General features: G+C 75.6%; 14 protein-coding genes. 5 read left to right on the top strand and 9 right to left on the bottom strand.

All coding sequences use genetic code 11. The features are described from left to right. Nucleotides 1–51 precede the first annotated feature (51 nt). Together ACZ4VF_RS05535 and ACZ4VF_RS05540 are read left to right on the top strand one after the other, a co-directional pair. A complete protein-coding gene (locus tag ACZ4VF_RS05535; protein WP_467923321.1) occupies nucleotides 52–2871 on the top strand; it encodes an ATP-binding protein in 2820 nt (939 codons plus the stop codon). 204 nt (nucleotides 2872–3075) lie between these two features. After that, on the top strand, nucleotides 3076–3867 hold the full coding sequence (locus ACZ4VF_RS05540; protein WP_467923322.1) for a S1 family peptidase: 792 nt from the start codon (nucleotides 3076–3078) through the stop codon (nucleotides 3865–3867). Nucleotides 3868–3982: 115 nt separating this feature from the next. Here ACZ4VF_RS05540 and ACZ4VF_RS05545 read toward each other — a convergent pair whose 3' ends face one another. Both ACZ4VF_RS05545 and ACZ4VF_RS05550 read right to left on the bottom strand, forming a co-directional pair. After that, a complete protein-coding gene (locus tag ACZ4VF_RS05545) occupies nucleotides 3983–4672 on the bottom strand; it encodes a DUF5701 family protein (RefSeq protein WP_467923323.1) in 690 nt (229 codons plus the stop codon). Nucleotides 4673–4802: 130 nt separating this feature from the next. Further along, entirely contained in the window at nucleotides 4803–5936 is a 1134-nt protein-coding gene (locus tag ACZ4VF_RS05550) for a winged helix DNA-binding domain-containing protein (RefSeq protein WP_467923324.1), read from the bottom strand. Between the two features lie 50 nt (nucleotides 5937–5986). Here ACZ4VF_RS05550 and ACZ4VF_RS05555 point away from each other — a divergent pair, with 50 nt between their 5' ends. Next, entirely contained in the window at nucleotides 5987–6829 is an 843-nt protein-coding gene (locus ACZ4VF_RS05555; RefSeq protein WP_467923325.1) for a patatin-like phospholipase family protein, read from the top strand. 9 nt (nucleotides 6830–6838) lie between these two features. Here the strand turns inward: ACZ4VF_RS05555 and ACZ4VF_RS05560 are convergent, their stop codons facing one another. The 5 genes from ACZ4VF_RS05560 to ACZ4VF_RS05580 form a co-directional block, all read right to left on the bottom strand. Beyond that, on the bottom strand, nucleotides 6839–8161 hold the full coding sequence (locus tag ACZ4VF_RS05560) for an ABC transporter substrate-binding protein (RefSeq protein WP_467923326.1): 1323 nt from the start codon (nucleotides 8159–8161) through the stop codon (nucleotides 6839–6841). Beyond that, nucleotides 8158–9132 carry a hypothetical protein gene (locus ACZ4VF_RS05565; RefSeq protein WP_467923327.1) on the bottom strand — a complete coding sequence of 325 codons (975 nt, stop codon included), beginning with the start codon at nucleotides 9130–9132 and terminating at the stop codon, nucleotides 8158–8160. Before ACZ4VF_RS05565 ends, ACZ4VF_RS05560 begins: the two co-directional genes overlap by 4 nt. A 155-nt stretch (nucleotides 9133–9287) precedes the next feature. Then, complete coding sequence (locus ACZ4VF_RS05570; RefSeq protein ID WP_467923328.1) at nucleotides 9288–10895, bottom strand: VWA domain-containing protein; 1608 nt, start codon at nucleotides 10893–10895, stop codon at nucleotides 9288–9290. A 105-nt stretch (nucleotides 10896–11000) separates the two neighbouring features. Beyond that, nucleotides 11001–13289 carry a serine/threonine-protein kinase gene (locus tag ACZ4VF_RS05575; RefSeq protein WP_467923329.1) on the bottom strand — a complete coding sequence of 763 codons (2289 nt, stop codon included), beginning with the start codon at nucleotides 13287–13289 and terminating at the stop codon, nucleotides 11001–11003. Nucleotides 13290–13347: 58 nt separating this feature from the next. After that, nucleotides 13348–15012 carry a trypsin-like serine peptidase gene (locus ACZ4VF_RS05580; RefSeq protein ID WP_467923330.1) on the bottom strand — a complete coding sequence of 555 codons (1665 nt, stop codon included), beginning with the start codon at nucleotides 15010–15012 and terminating at the stop codon, nucleotides 13348–13350. Nucleotides 15013–15250: 238 nt separating this feature from the next. On the opposite strand from ACZ4VF_RS05580, the gene ACZ4VF_RS05585 reads away from it, so the two are divergent. Continuing rightward, nucleotides 15251–16027 (top strand): polysaccharide deacetylase family protein, encoded by a 777-nt coding sequence (locus tag ACZ4VF_RS05585; RefSeq protein ID WP_467923783.1) that lies wholly within the window; start codon nucleotides 15251–15253, stop codon nucleotides 16025–16027. 66 nt (nucleotides 16028–16093) lie between these two features. Next, nucleotides 16094–16534, top strand: a complete 441-nt coding sequence (locus ACZ4VF_RS05590; RefSeq protein ID WP_467923331.1) for an SRPBCC family protein — start codon at nucleotides 16094–16096, stop codon at nucleotides 16532–16534. Nucleotides 16535–16573: 39 nt separating this feature from the next. Here ACZ4VF_RS05590 and ACZ4VF_RS05595 read toward each other — a convergent pair whose 3' ends face one another. Further along, complete coding sequence (locus ACZ4VF_RS05595; RefSeq protein ID WP_467923784.1) at nucleotides 16574–17212, bottom strand: LysE family translocator; 639 nt, start codon at nucleotides 17210–17212, stop codon at nucleotides 16574–16576. Between the two features lie 1047 nt (nucleotides 17213–18259). Further along, nucleotides 18260–19411 carry an XdhC family protein gene (locus ACZ4VF_RS05600; protein WP_467923332.1) on the bottom strand — a complete coding sequence of 384 codons (1152 nt, stop codon included), beginning with the start codon at nucleotides 19409–19411 and terminating at the stop codon, nucleotides 18260–18262. Between the last annotated feature and the right edge of the window lie 2 nt (nucleotides 19412–19413).

Below are 19413 nucleotides of genomic sequence, written 5' to 3' on the forward strand. Positions count from 1 at the left end.
TCAAGGATCGTTGCCTAGAATTTGGCCCGGACACGACACACGAGGGGAGCGGTGACCGTGCGACGGGACTTCCAGGAGCCTGCCAGGTGCCGCCCCGACCTGGTCATCGGCCGCGAGGAGCTGTTCGCCGGCGCTCGCGAGCAACTCGCCTCGGGCGGCAGCGTGCTGCTCCACGGCCCCGCCGGAATAGGGAAATCCACGGTCCTGCGGGCATTGGCCGAGGAATACGGCGCCACCGCGCGCACGGTCCTGCGCTGCTCGGCCACCGAGTCCGAATCCCACCTTCCGTTCCTCGCCCTCGCCGACCTCCTCGGTCTGGTCCTCGACCACGTCTCCCCCCGGCTGCCCGCCGCCCAGCGCACCGCCCTGGAGTCGGCGCTCACCGGGCGCGGCGAGTCCAGCCTGCAGCGCGACGGCCTCGCCCTGCGCCTCGCGGTGCTCTCCGCGCTGCGTGCCCTCGCCGCCGACGGCCCGGTCCTGGTCGTCGCCGACGACCTGCAGTGGCTGGACCCGGCCAGCGCCGAACTCCTCGGCTTCGCCGCCCGCCGCCTGGAGGGCACCCCGGTGCAACTGCTGTGCGCGGTCCGCACCGAGGGGCAGGAGAGCCAGGAGTACGACCGTCAGCTGCGCGCCTGCCCGCCGGGCACCCTCGCGGTCCGGCTGGGCCCGCTCTCCCGCACCCAGGTCGCCCAGCTGCTCGGCCACCGCGGCCACGGCGGCCTGTCCCGCTCCACGCTCCGCGAGATCCACCGCACCAGCGGCGGCAACCCGCTGTTCGCGCTGGAGCTGGGCCGCGCCCTCGCCGACAGCCCCACCCCGCCCCGGCCCGGCGAGCCGCTGCCCGTGCCGACCTCGTTGCGCGCCCTCGTCCTCAGCCGCCTCGACATGCTGTCGGTGGAGGCCCGCCGCACCCTGCTGGTGGCCAGCGCCGGCGCCCGCCCCACCCTCGCGCTGCTGCACGCGGCCGGCCGGGGCAACGCCGAGGCCGAGTGCGCCCAGGCCGCCGAACTCGGGCTGCTGGCCACCGAGCCCGACGCGCCCGCCGTACGGTTCGCGCACCCGCTGATCTCCGCCGCACTGTACGCGGAGGCCCCCGCGCACGAACGGCGGGCCGCGCACGCGGCGCTGTCCACCGCCGCCTCCGACCCGATAGAGCGGGCCCGGCACCTGGCCCTCGCCACCACCGGCACCGACCCGGAGGTCGCCGCCCGGCTCGCCGGGGCCGCCGCCCTCGCCCGGGACCGCGGGGCACCCTCGGTCGCCGCCCAGCTGGGCCTGCTCGCCGCCCGGCACACGCCCGCCGACGGCACCCCGAGTCCGGAGGAGCGCCGGCTGGCGGCCGCCGAGGACGCCATCACCGCCGGCGAGGTCGACCTGGCCCGGGACATCGCCCGGGAGGTGCTGGCCCGGGCGACCGTACCGGCCGACCGGGTGCGGGCCTGGATCGTCGTCATCGACACCGCCGGCCACACCATGGCCGAGGTCGACGCCGTCTTCCCGCAGGCCCTCGCCGACGCCGGCGACGACCCCCGGCTGCTCGCCCTCGTCCACTACCAGCTGGGCTGGCGGGCGCTGATCGTGGAGGGCGACTTCACCGAGGCCCGGGAGGCCGCCGCGCACGCCGCCGAACTGGCCGCGCGGGGCCAGGACCGGCGCACCGAGCTGCTCGCCCTCGCCTTCCAGGCGCAGACCGAGACCCTGATGGGTCATCCGGAGGCGCCCCGCACCATCAAACGGGCTCTGCGGGAACCCCAGGACCCCCGGGTGGCCTGGCATCACAACGGCGCGGGCAGCGCCCGGTTCCGCTGGCTGGTCATGGGCGACCAGCTGGCCGAGGCCCGCACCACCGTCACCGCGCTGCTGAGCGAGGTCCGGCGGCGCGGCTCGGTGGAGAGCGAGGTGCACTTCCTGCGGGGCCTCGCCGAGACCGAACTGCGCGCCGGGCACTGCGGGCGCGCCCTCGACCTGGCCCGCGACAGCCTGCGGCTGGCCCGGGACTCGGGGATAGGCGAGACGGCCTCGGCGATGCTCACCTCCCTCGCCGAGGCCTCCGGCGGCGATGTCGGCCGGGCGCTGGTGCTCGCCCGGGAGGCGGTGGACCACGCCGAGGAGGACGGCGACCAGATGTACCTGTCCCGGGCGCTGGGCGCCCTGGGGTACGCCCAGCTGGTGGCCGGGGACCCGGCGGGCACCGTGCGCTCGCTGCGCCGGGTGCGCAGCCTGGAGCTGGGGCTCGGCATCACCGACCCGGCCCGGGGCCGCTGGCAGGGCGACCTCGCCGAGGCACTCGTCCGCACCGGTGAACCGGCCGAGGCGCAGGACGTCATCGACGTCAGCCGGGACCACGCCCTGCGGCTGGGCCGGGAGAGCGTCCTCGCCGTGCTGGACCGGTCCGAGGCGCTGGTGCGGGCCGCCCACGGCGACCTGGAGGCCGCACTCGCCCAGCTGACGTCCGCTCAGGACCGGCTCGGTAAGCTGGGCTACGGCCTGGAGGAGGCGCGGGCCGCGTTCGCGCTGGCCCGTCTGCGCGGCGGTGTCCCCGCCTCCGCGGCCTACGACGAGGCCGCCCGGATGTTCCGGCGCTGCCGGGCGGTGCCCTGGCTGCGCCAGGTGGAGGAGTCCCGCACCGCACCCGAGCCGTCGCCGGCACCGGCCGCACCCGACGCGCCGGCCGCCCTGGGCGTGCTGGCCGCGATGGAGCGTCAGGTCGCCGCACTCGTCATGGAGGGCGCCACCAATCGGGAGATCGCGGCCCGGCTGTTCATCAGCGTGAAGACGGTGGAGGCGACCCTGACCCGGGTCTACCGCAAGCTGGGGATCCGATCGCGGGTCGACATCGTCCGATTGGCGGCAGGTCGCCGCGCGCCGTGAAGAGCGCTCTTGTTAACTGAACCGGACCGAGGGTTTTCCCTCACCCAACCCCCTAGGGGGTTCCCTCATTGGGAGCCGAGGGTTCCGGGTCCTAGCGTAAAGGGCGTGCCGCTCGCCCGGGCATACGGGGGTCGGTCCCGCGACCCCCATACACACCCACACCCGCGCGACCCCCCACCGGTGCAACCCCCACTGAGGAGACTCATGTTCGGGCTCACACGTGCAAGACAGACCGCCGCGACCCTGGTGGCCACCGCCGCCGCGGCGGCGACCGCGCTGCTCGCCTCCCCCACGGCGAGTGCCGCACCCCAGCCCGTCGTCGGCGGTACGACCACCACGACGACCGCGTACCCGTTCATGATGCAGATCACGGACGCGTCCGGAAACCAGTTCTGCGGCGGCACCCTGGTGTCCGCCAGGAAGGTGGTGACGGCCGCGCACTGCATGGTCGGCGAGACCACCGGCAGCGTCCGGGTGGTGGGCGGCCGGACGTACCTGAACGGCACCAACGGCACGGTGAGCCGGGTCAGCGACATCTGGGTCAACCCGACGTACACGGACGCCACCAACGGCGACGACGTGGCCGTACTGACCCTCTCGACGTCGATGCCGTACACCGCGACGAAGTACGTCACCTCCTCCCAGACGAGCGTGTACGCGGCCGGCACCACGGCCCGCATCCTCGGCTGGGGCACCACCTCGGAGAACGGCAGCTCCTCCAACCAGCTGCGGACCGCGACCGTACCGATCGTGTCCGACTCCAGCTGCCGTTCCTCCTACGGGTCGGACTTCGTCCAGTCCGACATGGTGTGCGCCGGATACTCCTCCGGCGGCGTAGACACCTGCCAGGGCGACAGCGGCGGTCCCCTGCTCATCGGGGGCGTCCTGGCAGGGATCACTTCCTGGGGCGAGGGGTGCGCGGAGGCCGGTTACCCGGGTGTGTACACCCGGCTGACCACCTTCTCGGACCTGGTGACCGCGCAGGTCACCTCGTGACCCGGAGGATTTCCCGAGCATCCCTCGGGTAACCGCCAGGGGGCGGTTGCGAGCCACCACGAGCGGCCCGCAACCGCCCCCTATCCAATGGCCGGTTCCCACGGCCGAGGTCGGGTCACGCCGTCCGGCGGCCGGTCGCGGAGGCGAAGCCCAGCCAGGTGTGCCGGTTGCCGGCCCAGCACCAGCCGACCTTGGGGGCGTTGCGGCGCTCGCGGCCGTCGCGCCCGGTGCCGTTGCTGATCCAGAGCGCCGGGGTACGGGCGTCCAGGCGCCCGTCGGCCTTGCGCAGCCGGGAGCCGATCGTCATGAAGCAGTGGTTGCGCTCCAGGACGGCCGGCTGCTGGAGCACCCAGTGGATGCCCTCGGAGAGCAGCAGCGGGGTGCGGGCCTCGGCGGTGAGGGCGGGCAGCGCCTCGTCCGGGCTCCAGCCGGCCATCCGGTCGCCCCGGTCGACCCCCGTGAGCAGGTAGAGCGGGGCGTCGGGCAGCGCGACCGTGTCCAGCGGGGTGAAGAGGTCGACGTCGGCCATGTCGGTGACCACGAAGCCGGCCTTGTCCTCGCGGCGGAGCAGCGGCGCGAGGGCGGAGGCCGGGACCCGGTCCGGGTGGACGGCGAGCAGGGCCCCTCCGTCCTCGGGCACCCCGGCGCTCCGGGCGAAGGCGCGCAGCTCGGCGGCGGCCAGCCCGGCGAGCCGGTGCACCCCCAGCTCGATCAGCCGCTCGGCCTGGGCGCTCGGGGCCGGGAGGGCCGGGGGGACGGGGAGGGCGGGGAGGACGGTGGCGGGTGCGGGCGTCGTCTCGGGCACGATGCTCCCAGGGTCGCTGACAGGACGGACCCAGGGGGAACGGCACGGCCCCGCCGGAACGTTCCCGTCCGCATACGCCCGCGCCACCGGTGCCCTTCCGCCGTACGGCGCCCCCGCGCCCCGGGTGCGCTCACGACCCCACGACCGCCCCGAACCGGATGTCGTGCGCGGTACCCGGGTGCATCACCGCGAGCATGCGCTCCCCTTCCGCGGTGACCTCCTCCCGCTGCGCCCCGGTCAGCTGTTCGAAGGTCTCGATGACGAGGGTGTCGCCGTCGAGCTTCCACACTCCGGCCAGGAAGCCGTCCACGAGCAGGGTGCGGTAGGCCTGGTTGCCCCGCCAGTGACGGCCGCGGTGGGCGGGCGGTACGACGCGGGTGCGGTCGGCGTGGGAGAGCAGGAGGTTGTCGAACTCGGGCAGGAAGCGGGGCGGCGCGGGGGTGGCCGGGTCGGGGCGCGGGGCGTCGGGAAGGTCGAAGAGCTCGACCCCGTTCGGGTCACGGAAGGTCAGCAGCCCGGGGCGCAGGCGTTCGAAGGCCGGTCCGAGGCGGGTGAGCCCGGACCAGGTCTGCATGTCCCGCACGGAGGCGGGACCGAAGGCGGCGAGGTAGCGCGGGACCACGGCGTCCGGCGCGGGGGCGGGTTCGGCGGGCCGGCCCAGCCAGTGCTCGACGGTGGTGAGGGCGACCTGGCCGCTCTCCTCCCACAGCCCGCGCGGGGTGACCTGGACGAGCGGGAGCCGGCACCGGGCGGCGACGGCGAGGGCCCGCGGGTCGGCGTCCGGCCACACGGCGCCGAGCGCCTCGCGCAGCTGGGCCATGGTCCGCGGCCCGGCCTCCACCAGGTCCCGCGCGACGGCGCCGAGCCGGTCCAGGTCGACACCGGCCAGCCCCGCGCGGAAGTGCCGCAGCTCCCGGTCGCGGGCCGGCTGGACGAACGGCCGCAGCGCGAGGCAGTCGTCGGCGGTGTGGGTGTGGATCGTGGACCGCAGGCTGACGATCCGGGCCACCTCCCGGCCGGCCATGAGCGCGGACAACCGCTGCGGCGCGAACCCGTCCAGCCGCGCGGCGAGGGCGTAGTACGGGGGCCTGGTGTTCTGCGACTGGAGGCCGAGGAGATGACGCACCGCGTCCGGCACCGACCGCGGGGAACGGTCCAGCAGGAGCTGCCGGGCGAGGGTGGCGCGGTTGAGGGCACGTCCGTCCATCACCGGGGCACCGTCCGCACCGCTCCGGCCGCTCCGCTTCCCGCTGCTCTTGGTCATGACGGCACGGTAGCGTCCCTGGAGGACACCGGTCGGCGGAAGGAGCGGGCGTGCGTGAGGCGTTGGTGCTCGGTGGCGGCGGAGTGGGCGGGATCGCCTGGCTCACCGGGGTGTTGGCGGGGCTCGCCGATGCCGGACGGGACGTGACGGGGGCCGGTCTGCTCGTCGGGACCTCCGCGGGGTCCACCGTGGCGGCCCAGTTGGGCAGCGGGCTGGACCTGGAGGAGTTGTACGCGCGGCAGGCGGATCCCGCGGCGCAGACCGCCGAGCTCGCGGCCGGGACGGACCGGGAGAAGTTCGCCGCGGAGCTCGGCGCCGTCACCGGACCGGCCGCCTCGGCCGAGGAGTTGCGGCGCGCGGTCGGGCGGATGGCGCTCGCGGCGCGGACGGTCTCCGAGGCGGAGCGGCGCGCGGTGATCGCGTCGCGGCTGCCGGTCCACACGTGGCCCGAGCGGGCGCTGAAGGTCGTCGCGGTGGACGCGGAGAGCGGTGAACCGCGGGTGTTCGACCGGACCTCGGGCGTCCTTCTGGTGGACGCCGTCGCGGCGAGCTGCGCGGTGCCGGGGGTGTGGCCGCCGGTGACCATCGGCGGGCGCCGGTACATGGACGGCGGGGTGCGGTCCGTCGCCAACGCCGACCTCGCCGCCGGTGCCGAGCGGGTGCTGGTGCTGGTGCCGCTGGGCGTCACCGAGCCGTTCCCCAGCGAGCAGCCGCTGGAGCGCACCGTGGCCGAGCTGCGGGAGCGGGGGGCCGAGGTCGTGGTGGTCGGGCCCGACGAGGCGTCGGCCGCGGCGATCGGCGACAACCCGCTGGACCCCGCCACCCGCGGCCCGGCCGCCGGGGCGGGCCGGGCACAGGGGCGGGGGCTCACGCTGCCCTGGGGGCGGGGCTGACCCGGGCGGTCAGCCCGGCGGGCGGTCGCAGACCGACGGCAGCCAGGTCAGGCCGTCGCTGTTGCTGAGGGTCTCCAGGGAGCGCAGCAGGGTCTCCAGGTGGTCGCGGTGGGCGAGGAACTCGATGGTCGCCTCGGCGAACGCGTCGCGCACCGCGGGCGGCATCGCGTCGGAGGCGTCGAAGCAGTGCGCCTCCTGCCGGTCGCGGAGGGTGCGGGCCAGCGGGAGGCGCCAGTCGGAGTCGGGGTCGCCGGGGCCGGGCTCGACGTCGGTGTGCACCGAGAACCCCGACTCCTTCGCCGCCCAGGCGCGTTGGGCGTCGGCGGAGGCCAGGTAGCGGATCAGTGTCCTGGCCTCCGGGGTGGTGTGCAGCAGGGCGACCAGGTCGCCGGAGACCTCCCAGGCGCGGTTGGCGGCCGTCCCGACGAGCAGCGGGGCGGAGGGCGACCAGCGGCCGTGGGCCAGCTGCCAGGCGTGCCGGCCGCGGATGAAGGAGGCCTGGTGCTCCAGGGTGCAGCCCCGGGGCTCCGTGGTGACCAGCTTCGACACGTCGCCGAACGGGGTCTTCAGCGACCGCCGGACGAGGTCCCGGTCCCCGCCGGCGTCGACCAGGTCGCGCCAGGTGGTCCAGGCGTACTTCACCTGCTTCGACCGCCAGGACAGATCACCACGCGCCCACTGCTCGTAGACCTCCGGGCCGTACCGCTGGAGCAGGATGTCCTCGATCCAGTCGGTGCCGGGCCAGCCGCTGGTGGCGCCGGAGCCCATGCCGACGCACCACTGGGCCGGTTCGTGCGCCGCCTGGCCGCGCTGTTGCTCACCGACGTCGCCCGGATACCAGACGATGCTCTTCAGGTCGGCCTTGAGCGGGAACCAGTACACGTGTCCGTCCGCCAGCGGCTTGGCCCAGGACTTCCCGAAGTCCTCGGTGTCCACGAGGTCTTCGAGGGGCAGGAGGTGCTTCTGCCGCGCGTACTCGGCGAGTTCGCCGGGGCCGGTGAGCACCACCACGTCGGGCGGGGTGCCGGCTTCGACGTCGGCGCCGAGCACCTGGCTCTCGGCGTTGCTGCCCTGGTAGTCGACGTGGATGCGGTACTTCCGCTCGAACGGCTCGATGACCGCCTTCCGGAAGTCCGTCTCGTCGTCGCTGGTCCAGTTGGCCAGCAGGGTGACGGTCGGTTCCCGTCCGAGGACGCGCGTCCCCACCACCACGGCCGCGGCCAGGAGGACCAGGCAGCCCGCCACCACCGTGACCGTGCGGACCAGGCGGCGCGAGGGGCGGGGCCGGATGCCGGGGGCGGCCGTCGCCGGGCCGCCGGGGCGCGCGCTCACCGGGGCCTGAACCGGTAGTCGTCGATGTGCCTCCGCAGGCCCGTCTCGACCAGTGCCATCAGCAGGACGCCTCCGATCAGGATCCACACCGCGGCCGCGGCGCGGAAGCCGGTGTGCGCGAGGTACGAGGCGGTGTGCCGCCCCGCGTCGGGGATGTGCGGCCCGGGCAGCGGGCTGTCGAGCAGGTGCCGGGTGTCCGTCATGCCCGCCTGGGTCCACACGGTGAACAGCACCGCGGTGACGACGCCGGCCGCCGACAGGGCGACCGACGCGAGGAGCTGGCGGTTGTAGCGGCGGCGGAACCGGTGCCGCAGGAAGAGCTGGGTCTCCAGCAGGGCGGCGCCGAGGGCCAGGGTCAGCAGCAGGGTGACGCTCCAGCCGAGCCACAGCAGCGGGCCGAACGAGGTCTGCCGGTGCACGGCGGCGCGCTGCTGCCGTTGCAGGCGCTTCAGCCGGTCCTGTATCCCCGAGCGCTTCTCCGTCAGGATGCTCGTGGCGTAGCTGAGGTACGCCTCGCGCAACACGCTGCCGTCGGGCTGGAGTTGGGACTGCTGGACCTTGACGGCGTAGACGGTGATGAGTCCGGCGACGGTCTGCAGGGCCTGGCGGCCCGACGGTCCGCCCACGTCGTCGTCCGCGGCGGCGGCCGCCAGGCTCTGCGCGGCGACCGAGATCTGCTTCTGGAAGTCGCTGGTCGGGGTCGGCGAGCCGGCGTCCTGCTGGGCCTGGTGGAGCGCGTACAGGGCGGTGTCGAGGGACAGCACGGCCGGGGCGCTGGAGGTGCGCAGCGGGTTCGCGTCGCCGTGCACGCCCTGGTACGACGCGAACAGGGACAGCGTGAGCAGCGCCGACAGCACCAGCAGCAGCCGGTGGCGGACCGCGAGGTCGCGGGCGGTCGTGCTGCCGCCGTCCGGCGGGCGCCGGCGGGTGCCGGGGAGCCTGGCGAGGAGACGGGCGGGCAGGCGGGGCACTCCCGGTACCCGGCGATCGGCCGGGCGCATCCGCGGGTGCGGCACGGAGAAGGCGGACGAGGGGGACGAGGGGGGTGAGGAGGGTGAGGAGGGCACGGCGGGCGTGCCGGCGCCCGGACGGTGCTCCGCTCCGGGGTGCGTCCCCCTGCCGGTGCTCATGAGGGCACCCCCCTCAGCAGCCGGCCGCACTTCCCGCCGCAGTAGACGGATTCGGCGGGGCCGAGCCAGTGGCAGTCCGGGCACTCCACGAGTCCGTCGGGGCGGACGGGGAGGGCGGGGCTGGGCGGGGCGGCGGGGGGCTCGGGGGGCGGGGCGCCGTCCGGCCGCGCGGCGGCGCGGGCCGCGGCCGGGCCCGCCGTCCGCGACGAGGCCTCGTCCGATGCGACCGGGGACGAGGCCGCCGAGGGGTCCGGCGGGGTGGCGAGGGCGCTGGAGAGGATCAGGTGCTGCCAGTCGACGTCCTTCAGGCCGGTCCGGACCCGGCCGGTGCCCGGTGCCGCCTCGATCAGCCGGAGGGCACCGAGCAGTTGGGTGTCGCCGAGGTCGCCGGCCAGCGCGAGGGCCCGGGCCAGTTCCCGGTCCGCGGCGTCCCGGCCGTCGGCCCCGCGCAGCCAGGCCCGGTAGGCGCCGACGACGGCGGCGCTCGCCTGCTGGTACAGCTCGTGCCGGCGCACCCCGGGATGCAGCACGGAGGAGGCGTCGCGCGGGTTGTCGGTCCAGCGCACCAGGACGGGCTTCGGCTCGGGCAGCCGTACCGGCCGGACGAAGTCGGGTACGACGACCTCCACGGCGGCCAGCTGGAGGTCCTCGCCGGTCTCCCGGCCGCTCGGGTCGGCGGTCAGGACGACCTGGTAGTGGCGCACCTCGTCGCCCCAGGCACGGGTGATGTACTCCACGCCGCGCCCGCCGCGGCCGGCCGGGACGGGAGGCAGCTCCTGTTCGCTCGGCACCACCTGCTTCACCTGGCGGATCACCGTGCCGGCCGTGGGGGTGATCCGGATCCGCAGTTCGGGCACCGCCGTGCCCAGCAGTCCCGCCACCACCCCCTCGTAGGCGGCGGTCAGTTCGGACTCGGCACGGACGGCGCGGGCGCGGCCGTGCAGCCGCCGGGTGATGCGCAGCAGCAGTTCGGCGTCCCAGTCGTCGCCGATGCCCCAGGCGTCGCAGACGAACCGGCCCTCGCAGGCGTCGAGGGCGGTGTCCAGGGCCATGGCGGCCCGGTGGTCGTGCTCGTTGCGTCCGTCGGTGAGCAGCAGGACGTGTTTGACCGGGGCGGGGTGATCCTTGAGCAGCCGCCGGGCGAGGTCGAGCCAGGTGCCGATGGCGGTGCCCCCGTCCGCGTCCAGGATGCGTACGGCGCGTTCGGCGGCCTCGCGTTCGGCGGGATCGGCGACGGCGAGCACCTCGCTGCCGGGGCCGGGGTGGACCAGGGTGGCGTGGAACTGGCCGGCGAGCACGGCGAACGCGGTGCCGTCGGGCAGCATCCGGACCGCGGCGGCGGTGGCGTCCTTGGCGGCGTGCAGCTTGGCGGCGGGGTGCAGCATGGAGCGGGAGGTGTCGACGATCAGCACCTCGGCGAGCGCCGGCCCGGTGCCGGACACGGGCGCGCCGGCGTGTGCCGGGCGGTCCCCGCCCCTGACCCCGATCTCCAGGATGGCGTGCATCTCCCGGTCCCGGTGGCGTCCCCCGGGGGCGGGCGCGACGGACAGTTCCTTCTCCTGGCTGACCTCGAGCGTCACCTCGGACTCCTCGGACACGGTCATCGGTGCCTCTCCCCTGGGCGGTCAGGACGTCTGGAAGGTGGTCGGTGCGGGCGGCCGGAGCGTTCCGCGTGGCGGTCCGGGTGTTCCGGGCGGTGGCCAGGGGTTCTAGAAGGTGGTCATCGGCCTCACGGCGTGGGCCAGGTCGAGGAGCCGGCCGTGTTCCCCCGCGGTGCGGGCCTGGGCGGCCAGCTGACGGAAGGACTGTTCCAGCCGGGTGCGCAGGCCGTCCTCGTCCCCGGGGCCGAAGAGGTCCCCGGGCGGGAGGCCGGGTTCCCGGCCCTGGACGGGCCGGCTGTGCAGGGCGTTCTCGCGGACCTCGGCGATCAGCCGGGCCCGGGACTCGCCGCTCGCCGCGCCGCCGTCCAGGCGCAGTCCGGGCAGCCGCCGGGCGGCGTCCCGGAGGCCGGCCGGGGTGGGCGGGCCGCCGTGCAGGAGGCCGGCGCGGACGCGTACGGCGGCGATGCGGGCGGCGTCGTGGTGCCGGGAGGTGGCGGGGACCTCGTCGAGGACGCGCACGGCGGCGTCCCGGTCACCGCCGGCCAGGTGGCCGCGGGCCAGGCCGAACGCGGCCGCGGTGTGCGCGGAGTCCCGTTTCCAGACGGCCTCGTAGTACCGCATGGCCCGGACCGGGCGCCCCGCTCCGGGACGGTCGGCGCGGGCGTGCTCGGCGCAGTAGCCGAGGGCGAGCTTGGGCACGTACTCGCCGGGCAGGGCCGCGTAGACGGCGTCGAAGCGGGCACCGGCCAGGTCCACCTCGCCCTTGCTGAGGTGCAGGACGCCGTGGTGCCAGGCGATGCGCCAGTCGTGGGCGGCGCGTTCGCCGAGCTGGGTCTCGGCCTCGGCGAGCCAGCTCTCCGCCGCCTGCTGTTCCCCCTTCCTGAGGTAGGCCCGGCACAGCCACAGCGCGGTCTCGGGGGTGCCGAGGCGGGATTCGCGGGGCCACTGCCGGGCGACGCGGTCGGGGGCGTCGGGCGGGAAGGTGTCCAGCAGCAGGGCGGCGCCGTCCTCCGGGTCGGGCACCGGGTCGGGCAGGGCGCCGGCCACCTCGGCGGCGAGGGGCGGCGAGACGTCCAGTGCGGCGGGCCGCTCGCCGGGCCGGCCGGTCCAGTGGGCGAGGGCGGGGATGGCGCCGAGCCCGGCGTCGAGGCTGGCACCGGAGGCACGGAACCGGGTGGAGCTCTCCGGCAGTTGTTCGCCGAACTGGAGGGAGCGGAACTCGCGGAGCACTTCCCACAGTTGCCGGGACATCTCGGCCGCGGAGCGGAACCGGGCGCCGGGTGCCCTGTGGGTGGCGCGGTCGACGAGGCGGCGGAAGGAGTCGGGCGCGAGGCCGCGGGCGGGCTCGGTGCCGCGGGCCAGGGCCTGGAGGGTCATGCCGACGGTGTAGAGGTCGCTGTCGACGTGCCAGCCGCGCCGGTCGATCTCCTCCTTGGGCGGGGCGAAGCCGTCCGTGTAGACGTAGGCGGAGGCGCGGTCGCCGATGGCGCGGGCGGCGCCGAGGTCGACGACCTTGATCGCCCGGCCGAAGTGGATGACGTTGGCCGGCTTCATGTCGCAGTGGAGCAGGCCCCGTTCGTGCATGTACTCCAGCGCGCCGAGGATCTTGCAGCCGTAGGTGAGGACGTGGTCGAGCCGGGGGCGGCCGTGGAAGATCCGTTCGGCCTCGTCGTCGTCGAAGAGCTGCTGGAGCGAGCGCCCGCCGATGTAGTCCATGACCAGGTACCCGGTGAGCGAGCCGTCGAGGGCCGGGTGTTCGGCGTAGGTGACGAAGCGGACGATGTCGGGGTGGTGCAGGTGGGTGAGGGAGCGGCGCTCCTCGACGGCGGAGCGGCGGGCGAGGGCGTCGTGCACGTTCATCTGGCCCTTGAGGACGACCCGGTAGCCGTCGGCGCGGGTGTCCTCGGCGAGGTAGACCCAGCCGAGGCCGCCGTGGGCGAGACAGCCGAGCACCTTGTAGTGGCGGTCGACGATGTCGCCCTCCTTGAGCTGCGGACGCAGGTCGTAGCGCGTGCCGCAGCGGGGGCAGCGGCCGGTCGGGAGGCCGGGCTGGCCGCCGTAGCCGACGCCGATGGTCATGGTGCAGCCGTTCGCGTTGCAGCGGCGGCCCCCGGTGGGCGGGCGGGGGTCGTCGACGAGCACCTTGCCGGGTTCGGGGATCTCGGGCAGCACGACCAGTCCGTGCTGGTCGAGTTCGCCGAGCCCGGCGACGGCGTGCACGGCGGCCGGGCCGGCGGCTTCCTCGGCGGTGCCTGCCGTGCCGGTGGCCCCGGCGGTGCCGGACCGGGGCCGGACCGGCGGCGCGGTACGGGGCTCGGCGTGCCGGTGGCCGCAGGTGTCGCAGTAGCCGGTGCCCATGATGCGGCCCGCGCAGCCGGGCCGGACGCACGAGGTCACAGGGCACGCTCCTTGCCGGGCCGGGTCGCGAGAGGTTCTCCGGGCCGCGCGCGCGACGTCATGAGGCGCCCTCCTCTTCGGGTGCGGTGGTGGAGCAGAAACGTACGAAGCGCTCGACGGCGGCCTCGGCGCGCTCGATGTCGCACGGGGTCTGCCGCAGGACCGACATGGCGCGTTCGTAGAGCCGGTAGGCGGCCATGACCCGGTCGCCGTGCGCGGCGGCCCGCTGCCGGCACAGCGGCCACTCCGCGCCGACGCGGCCGAGGAGTTCGTCGCGGCGGCGCAGCCGGACGTCGAGCAGCCCGATCGCCTTCTCCAGGCGCCGGCGGCGGCGGTCGGCGGCCAGCTCGTAGGTGCGCAGCAGGTCCGCGCTCCCGGGGTCGCGTTCCTGCTCGGGGCTGCGGGCGATCCAGGTGCGCAGCATCCGGCTGCGCCGCACCCCGGCCTCGGCCCGGTCGAGCAGCGGCCGGGTGCCGGGCGCGGGCAGCACACGGCTCCGGCTGACGTCGAGGGCCGGCCCCAGCTCGTCGGTGATCCGGGCGAGTTCGCTCTCCAGGCGGGCCCAGCGGTCGCGCAGCGGGCGGTGTACGAGGGTCTCGGCGGCCCGGGTGGCGCGCTCGCCCGGGCGGCGGAACGCCAGCAGCAGCCGGGCGCCGTGCCGGGCGAGCCGGTCCAGCAGGACGAGCAGGGCGTCGGGTTCGGCGGCCTCGTCGACGGCGACCAGGACGGCGGCGAGCGGGACGCGCAGGGAGCCGAGCCGTTCGGGCCGGGGGTCGTCGCGGATGCCGAGGCGTTCGGCGATCCGGTCCATGACCTCCGCGGCCGTCATGCCGCCCACGTCCAGGGCGAGGTCGTGGGCACCGGCCGGCGGCACGGTCTCGGGCGGGTCGTGGCTGACGGCACTGGTGTTGCGGTGGGTGCGCAGTTCGCGGTCGGCCAGGGTGACGGCGCGTTGCAGGGTCCAGGCGCGGTCGCCGCGGGCGGGGACGACGGTGACGAGCACCGGGCAGCCCTCGCCGCGGAACCAGGAGGCGAGTTCGGTGGCGAACCCTACGTCGAGCCGGCCGGCGGCGGCGACGCCGGTGCGCAGCCGCGGGTCGACGGCCTCGGCGCCGTCGGTCCACTCGGCGGCCTGCGGCAGGTGCCGGAGGATGGTCTCGGTGGGGCTCATGTAGCTGAACACGGAGCCCGGCCCGTCGTCCACGCTGAGGACGATGCCGATGACCTGGTCGGTGGTGTGGTCGACGACGCCTCCGCCGCTGAAGCCGGGGGCGGCGAGTTCGCCGGGGGTGAGCGGGCGCAGCTGCACCTGGCTGTCCCGGCCGCGGGCGGCGACCAGGGTGGCGCCGTGCCAGCGCCCTCCGTCGTCGCCGTCCGGGAAGCCGTACATGCTGACGGGGCCGTGCGGGGCCGCGAGCCGGTAGAGCCGGGTGGCGTGTTCGGCGGGCAGCGGAGCGGACAGGCGCAGCAGGGCGAGGTCGCCGCTGCGGTCGCCGAAGGCGTCCTCGCGCTGGGGCACGTGTTCGTCGGGGCGGACGGTGGCGGTCACGGCGTCCAGTCCGGGGACGCCGACCAGGCGGACGGTGTAGTGGTGGCCGGGGCTGACGACATGGCCGGCGGTGAGGACCCGCTCGGGGGCGAGCAGCACGCCCGCGCCGAGGACGCGCCCGTCCGGTGTCTCGATGCGGGCGATCCAGGACGGTGTCCGTAAGCGTGATGCCACGACTCGCTCCCCCGTGCGCGTCATGGTCCCGAGGTTACTCCGCGTACCCGCCCGGTACTACTGGTGTGCACGAGGTCGCCGCGGTGGGCCGGAGACAGGGACTCCAGAGAGAGAAGCAGATTCGAACATGTGAGCTATACACTCGGTGTATAGTCCCGGCATGCCTCTTTCGACCGACACGATCCCGACGCCGACCGACGCGCCCCGCCCCAGCCGCCCGGGCGGGACGACCAGGAAGATGCGCGCAACGGGCCGCGGGTTGCGTGGCTGGGCGCTCGCGTCCGCCGCGGCCTGCCTGGCGCTCACGCTGACCGGCTGCGCCGAGGTCGACACGACGGCACCGAGCACCGCCCGCGCCGAGGCGGCGAAGGGGGCGCACGGGGCGCCGGCCCGGTTCGGCACCGTCGACTGCCGCGAGGCCAAGTGCATCGCGCTCACCTTCGACGCGGGGCCCAGCGAGAACTCGGCGCGGCTGCTCGACATCCTGAAGGAGAAGAAGGTCCCGGCCACCTTCTTCCTGCTCGGCAAGCGGCACATCGAGAAGTACCCGGAGCTCGTGCAGCGGATGGCGGCGGAGGGCCACGAGGTCGCGAGCCACACCTGGGACCACAAGATCCTCACTCGCATATCCGACGCGCAGATACGCGAGGAACTGAAGCGGCCCAACGACGCGATCGAACGGCTCACCGGGCACAAGCCCACGCTGATGCGCCCGCCGCAGGGCCGTACGGACGCCGACGTGCACGAGATCTGCAAGGAGCTGGGGCTGGCGGAGGTGCTGTGGAGCGTCACCGCCAAGGACTACACGACCGACGACTCGGCGCTCATCACCAAGCGCGTCCTCGACCAGTCGTCCCGGGACGGGATCATCCTGCTGCACGACATCTATCCCGGAACCGTGCCCGCCGTGCCCGGCATCATCGACGCGCTGAAGGCGCGCGGCTACGTCTTCGTGACGGTCCCGCAGCTCCTGGCGCCCGGGAAGGCGGAGCCCGGAAAGGTGTACCGGCCGTAGCCACGGCGTCCCCGCCGCCCTTCGACCGGGCGGTGAACGGGTGCCGGACGTGCCTACGATCGTGCCGTGCCCACCTTCTCCCTCGAACGTACGACCCCGCTCCCGGCCGACGTCGCCTGGCACCGGCTCACGGACTGGCCCCGCCACGCCGGCGCGGTACCGCTGACCCGGATCAGCGTGCTCACACCCGCCCCGACCCGCGAGGGCACCCGTTTCGTGGCCCGCACGGGTCTCGGCCCGCTCGTCTTCGACGACGTCATGGAGGTGACGGTCTGGCGTCCCCCGGCCGCCGGCGAGAGCGGCCTGTGCCGGCTGGAGAAACGCGGCCGGGTGGTCCTCGGCTGGGCGGAGATCGAGGTCCGCCCGGGCGCCGGCGGCCGCACCCGCGTCCTGTGGCGCGAGCACCTGCGCGTCCGCCTGCTGCCCGCCGCCTTCGACGGCCCCCTGAAAGCCGCGTCCCTCCGTCTGTTCGGCCGCACCGTGAACCGACTGCTGAGGCAGGGGTGAGCGGTCCCCGGTCACCCGTCCGGTCCCGCGAGCGGGGTCTCAGTCCTTGCGGCCCGTCAGCGCGACCGTGACACCCAGGCCGATCATCGTCAGACCACCCGTGCCGCCGACCGCGGACAGGCGGCGGGGCGAGCGGGCGAACCAGTCGCGGGCGGCGGAGGCGGCGAGGCCCCAGACGCCGTCGGAGACCACCGCGATGGCGTTGAAGACGAGACCGAGCAGCAGCATCTGGGCCGGGACGCTTCCGTACTCGCGGTCCACGAACTGCGGCAGTACGGCGGCGAAGAACACCATCGTCTTGGGGTTGGCCACACCGACCGCGAACCCCTCCCCCAGCGTGCGCAGGCCGCCGCGGGCCGGCCCGGACTCCGCGACCGCGGCCCGCAGCGAGCCGCGCTGCCGCCACGCCTTCACGCCCAGGTACACCAGGTACGCGGCGCCCGCGAGCTTCAGGGCGGTGAAGACGAGGACCGAGCGCTCGACGACCGGGCCGACACCGAGCGCCACGGCGACGACGAGCACGTACGCGCCGAGCGTGTTGCCGACCACGGTGGTCAGCGCGGCCCGGCGGCCGTGGGCCAGGGCGCGCCCGACCACGAACAGCACGCTGGGGCCGGGCACCACGATGAGCAGGAAGGACAGGGCGGCGAAGGCCGCCAGCCGGTCGGGGGACAGCACCATGCCGCCATGCAACACAGGGCCGGCGGGGCCGCGCAACCGCATTCCGGCCGCCGCGGGACCGGCGGAGCGACCGGGCCGGACCGACGAAGCCGGCGGGGCCGCGCAACCGCATTCCGGCCGCCGCGGGACCGGCGGGGCGACCGGGCCGGACCGACGAAGCCGGCACGGTGGACGATGCCGACCAACCGGCACGGCCGACGAGGCCGAGGAGGCCGGCGGACGAGGCGTGTGCCGTGTCCGCGGTCCGGCCGCCGCGGGACCGGCGGGGCCACCGGGCCGGACCGACGAGGCCGGCACGGCGGACGAGGCGTGTGCCGTGTCCGCATTCCGGCCGCCGCGGAACCGGCGGGGCCACCGGGCCGGACCGACGAAGCCGCGGCACGGCGGACGATGCCGACCAACCGGCACGGCCGACGGCGCCGGCGGACGAGGCGTGTGCCGTGTCCGCGGTCCGGTCAGGGCGGGGCGGCGCCGCCGTTCCCTAGGCCGGGTCCCGCCGCGAACCGGTTCCACCGGGCTCCCGGACCCGTCACCACCCGCCGTCCCGGTCCCGAGGCCGCCGCCCCGGCCACGGATCCGCCGTCCCGGCCGCGAGGCACGCGCAGACCACCGACCCGCCCACGCGGGCGCCGCCCCGGCCCCGGGCCCGACGCCCCGACCACCGCAGGCACCGCAGCACCGCAGCACCGGCCGCGAACGCGCCGCCCGGCCACGGGCCCGGCGCCCCGGCCACGGGAGGGCCGTCCCACTCGTGGGAGCGCCGCCCAGGGCACGGGAGGGCCGCCCCACTCGTGGGAGCGCCGCCCCGGCCACGGGCCCGACGCCCCGACCACCGAGGCACCGCATGCACCACACGCACCGCAGCACCGCAGCACCGCAGCACCGCAGCACCGGCCGTGAACGCGCCGCCCGGCCACGGGCCCGATGCCCCGGCCACGGGAGGGGCCGCCCCACTCGTGGGAGCGCCGCCCCGGCCACGCGCGCGGGCCCGGCCACCGGACAGCCGGGCCGGTCGCGAACGCGCCGCCTCCCCGCCCCGCGTTCTCAGGCCACCGACCCGATCCGCCGCGTCGCCGGTGTCGTCGTGTCGTGGTGGATGGGGGTGTGCGCGCCGGTCAGTGAGGTTCCGCTGCCGCCGCGGCGGGCCGCGACGATCTCCGCCGCGATGGACAGGGCCGTCTCCTCCGGGGTGCGGGCGCCGAGGTCGAGGCCGATCGGGGAGCGCAGGCGGGCCAGCTCCAGTTCGGTGACGCCGACCGCGCGGAGCCGCTCGTTGCGGTCCAGGTGGGTGCGGCGGGAGCCCATCGCGCCGACGTAGGCGACCGGTAGCCGCAGCGCCAGCTTCAGCAGCGGTACGTCGAACTTGGCGTCGTGGGTGAGGACGCACAGGACGGTCCGGCCGTCGACCTCGGTGCGCTCCAGGTACTCGTGGGGCCACTCGACGACGATCTCGTCGGCCTCCGGGAAACGGGCCCGGGTGGCGAAGACCGGGCGGGCGTCGCACACGGTCACGCGGTAGCCGAGGAACGCGCCGACGCGGACCAGCGCCGACGCGAAGTCGATCGCGCCGAAGACGATCATCCGGGGTGCGGGGACGGAGGACTCCACCAGGACGGTGAGCGGGGCGCCGCAGCGCGAGCCCTGCTCACCGATCTCCAGCGTGCCGGTGCGGCCCGCGTCCAGGAAGGCGCCGGCCTCGGCCGCGACCGTGCGGTCCAGCTCGGGGTGGGCGCCGAAGCCGCCTTCGTACGAGCCGCCGGGACGGACCAGCAGGGCCCGGCCGCGCAGCTCGGCGGGGCCCTCGGCGATCCGCGCGACCGCCGCCGGCTCCCCGTGGGCGGCGGCGGCCAGCGCGGTCGCGAACACCGGCCGGGCGGGACCGTCCGCCCGGACCGGGGTGACGAGGATGTCGATGACGCCGCCACAGGTCAGGCCGACGGCGAAGGCATCCTCGTCGCTGTAGCCGAAGCGCTCAAGCACGGTCTCGCCGTCCTCCAGCGCCTGCCGGCACAGCTCGTACACGGCACCCTCCACGCACCCGCCGGAGACCGAGCCGATCGCCGTGCCGTCGGCGTCCACCGCGAGGGCGGCGCCGGGCTGGCGCGGAGCGCTGCCGCCGACGGCCACGACGGTGGCGACGGCGAAGTCACGGCCCTGCTCGACCCACCGGTTCAGCTCCTCGGCGATGTCCAGCATCT

This window comes from Streptomyces sp. NPDC029151 (assembly GCF_055564315.1).

Coding starts and splice junctions, on each gene's coding strand:
- ACZ4VF_RS05540 (WP_467923322.1), top strand. CDS start 3,076: ATGTTCGGGCTCACACGTGCAAGACAGACCGCCGCGACCCTGGTGGCC.
- ACZ4VF_RS05550 (WP_467923324.1), bottom strand. CDS start 5,936: ATGACCAAGAGCAGCGGGAAGCGGAGCGGCCGGAGCGGTGCGGACGGT.
- ACZ4VF_RS05600 (WP_467923332.1), bottom strand. CDS start 19,411: ATGCTGGACATCGCCGAGGAGCTGAACCGGTGGGTCGAGCAGGGCCGT.
- ACZ4VF_RS05585 (WP_467923783.1), top strand. CDS start 15,251: ATGCGCGCAACGGGCCGCGGGTTGCGTGGCTGGGCGCTCGCGTCCGCC.
- ACZ4VF_RS05570 (WP_467923328.1), bottom strand. CDS start 10,895: ATGACCGTGTCCGAGGAGTCCGAGGTGACGCTCGAGGTCAGCCAGGAG.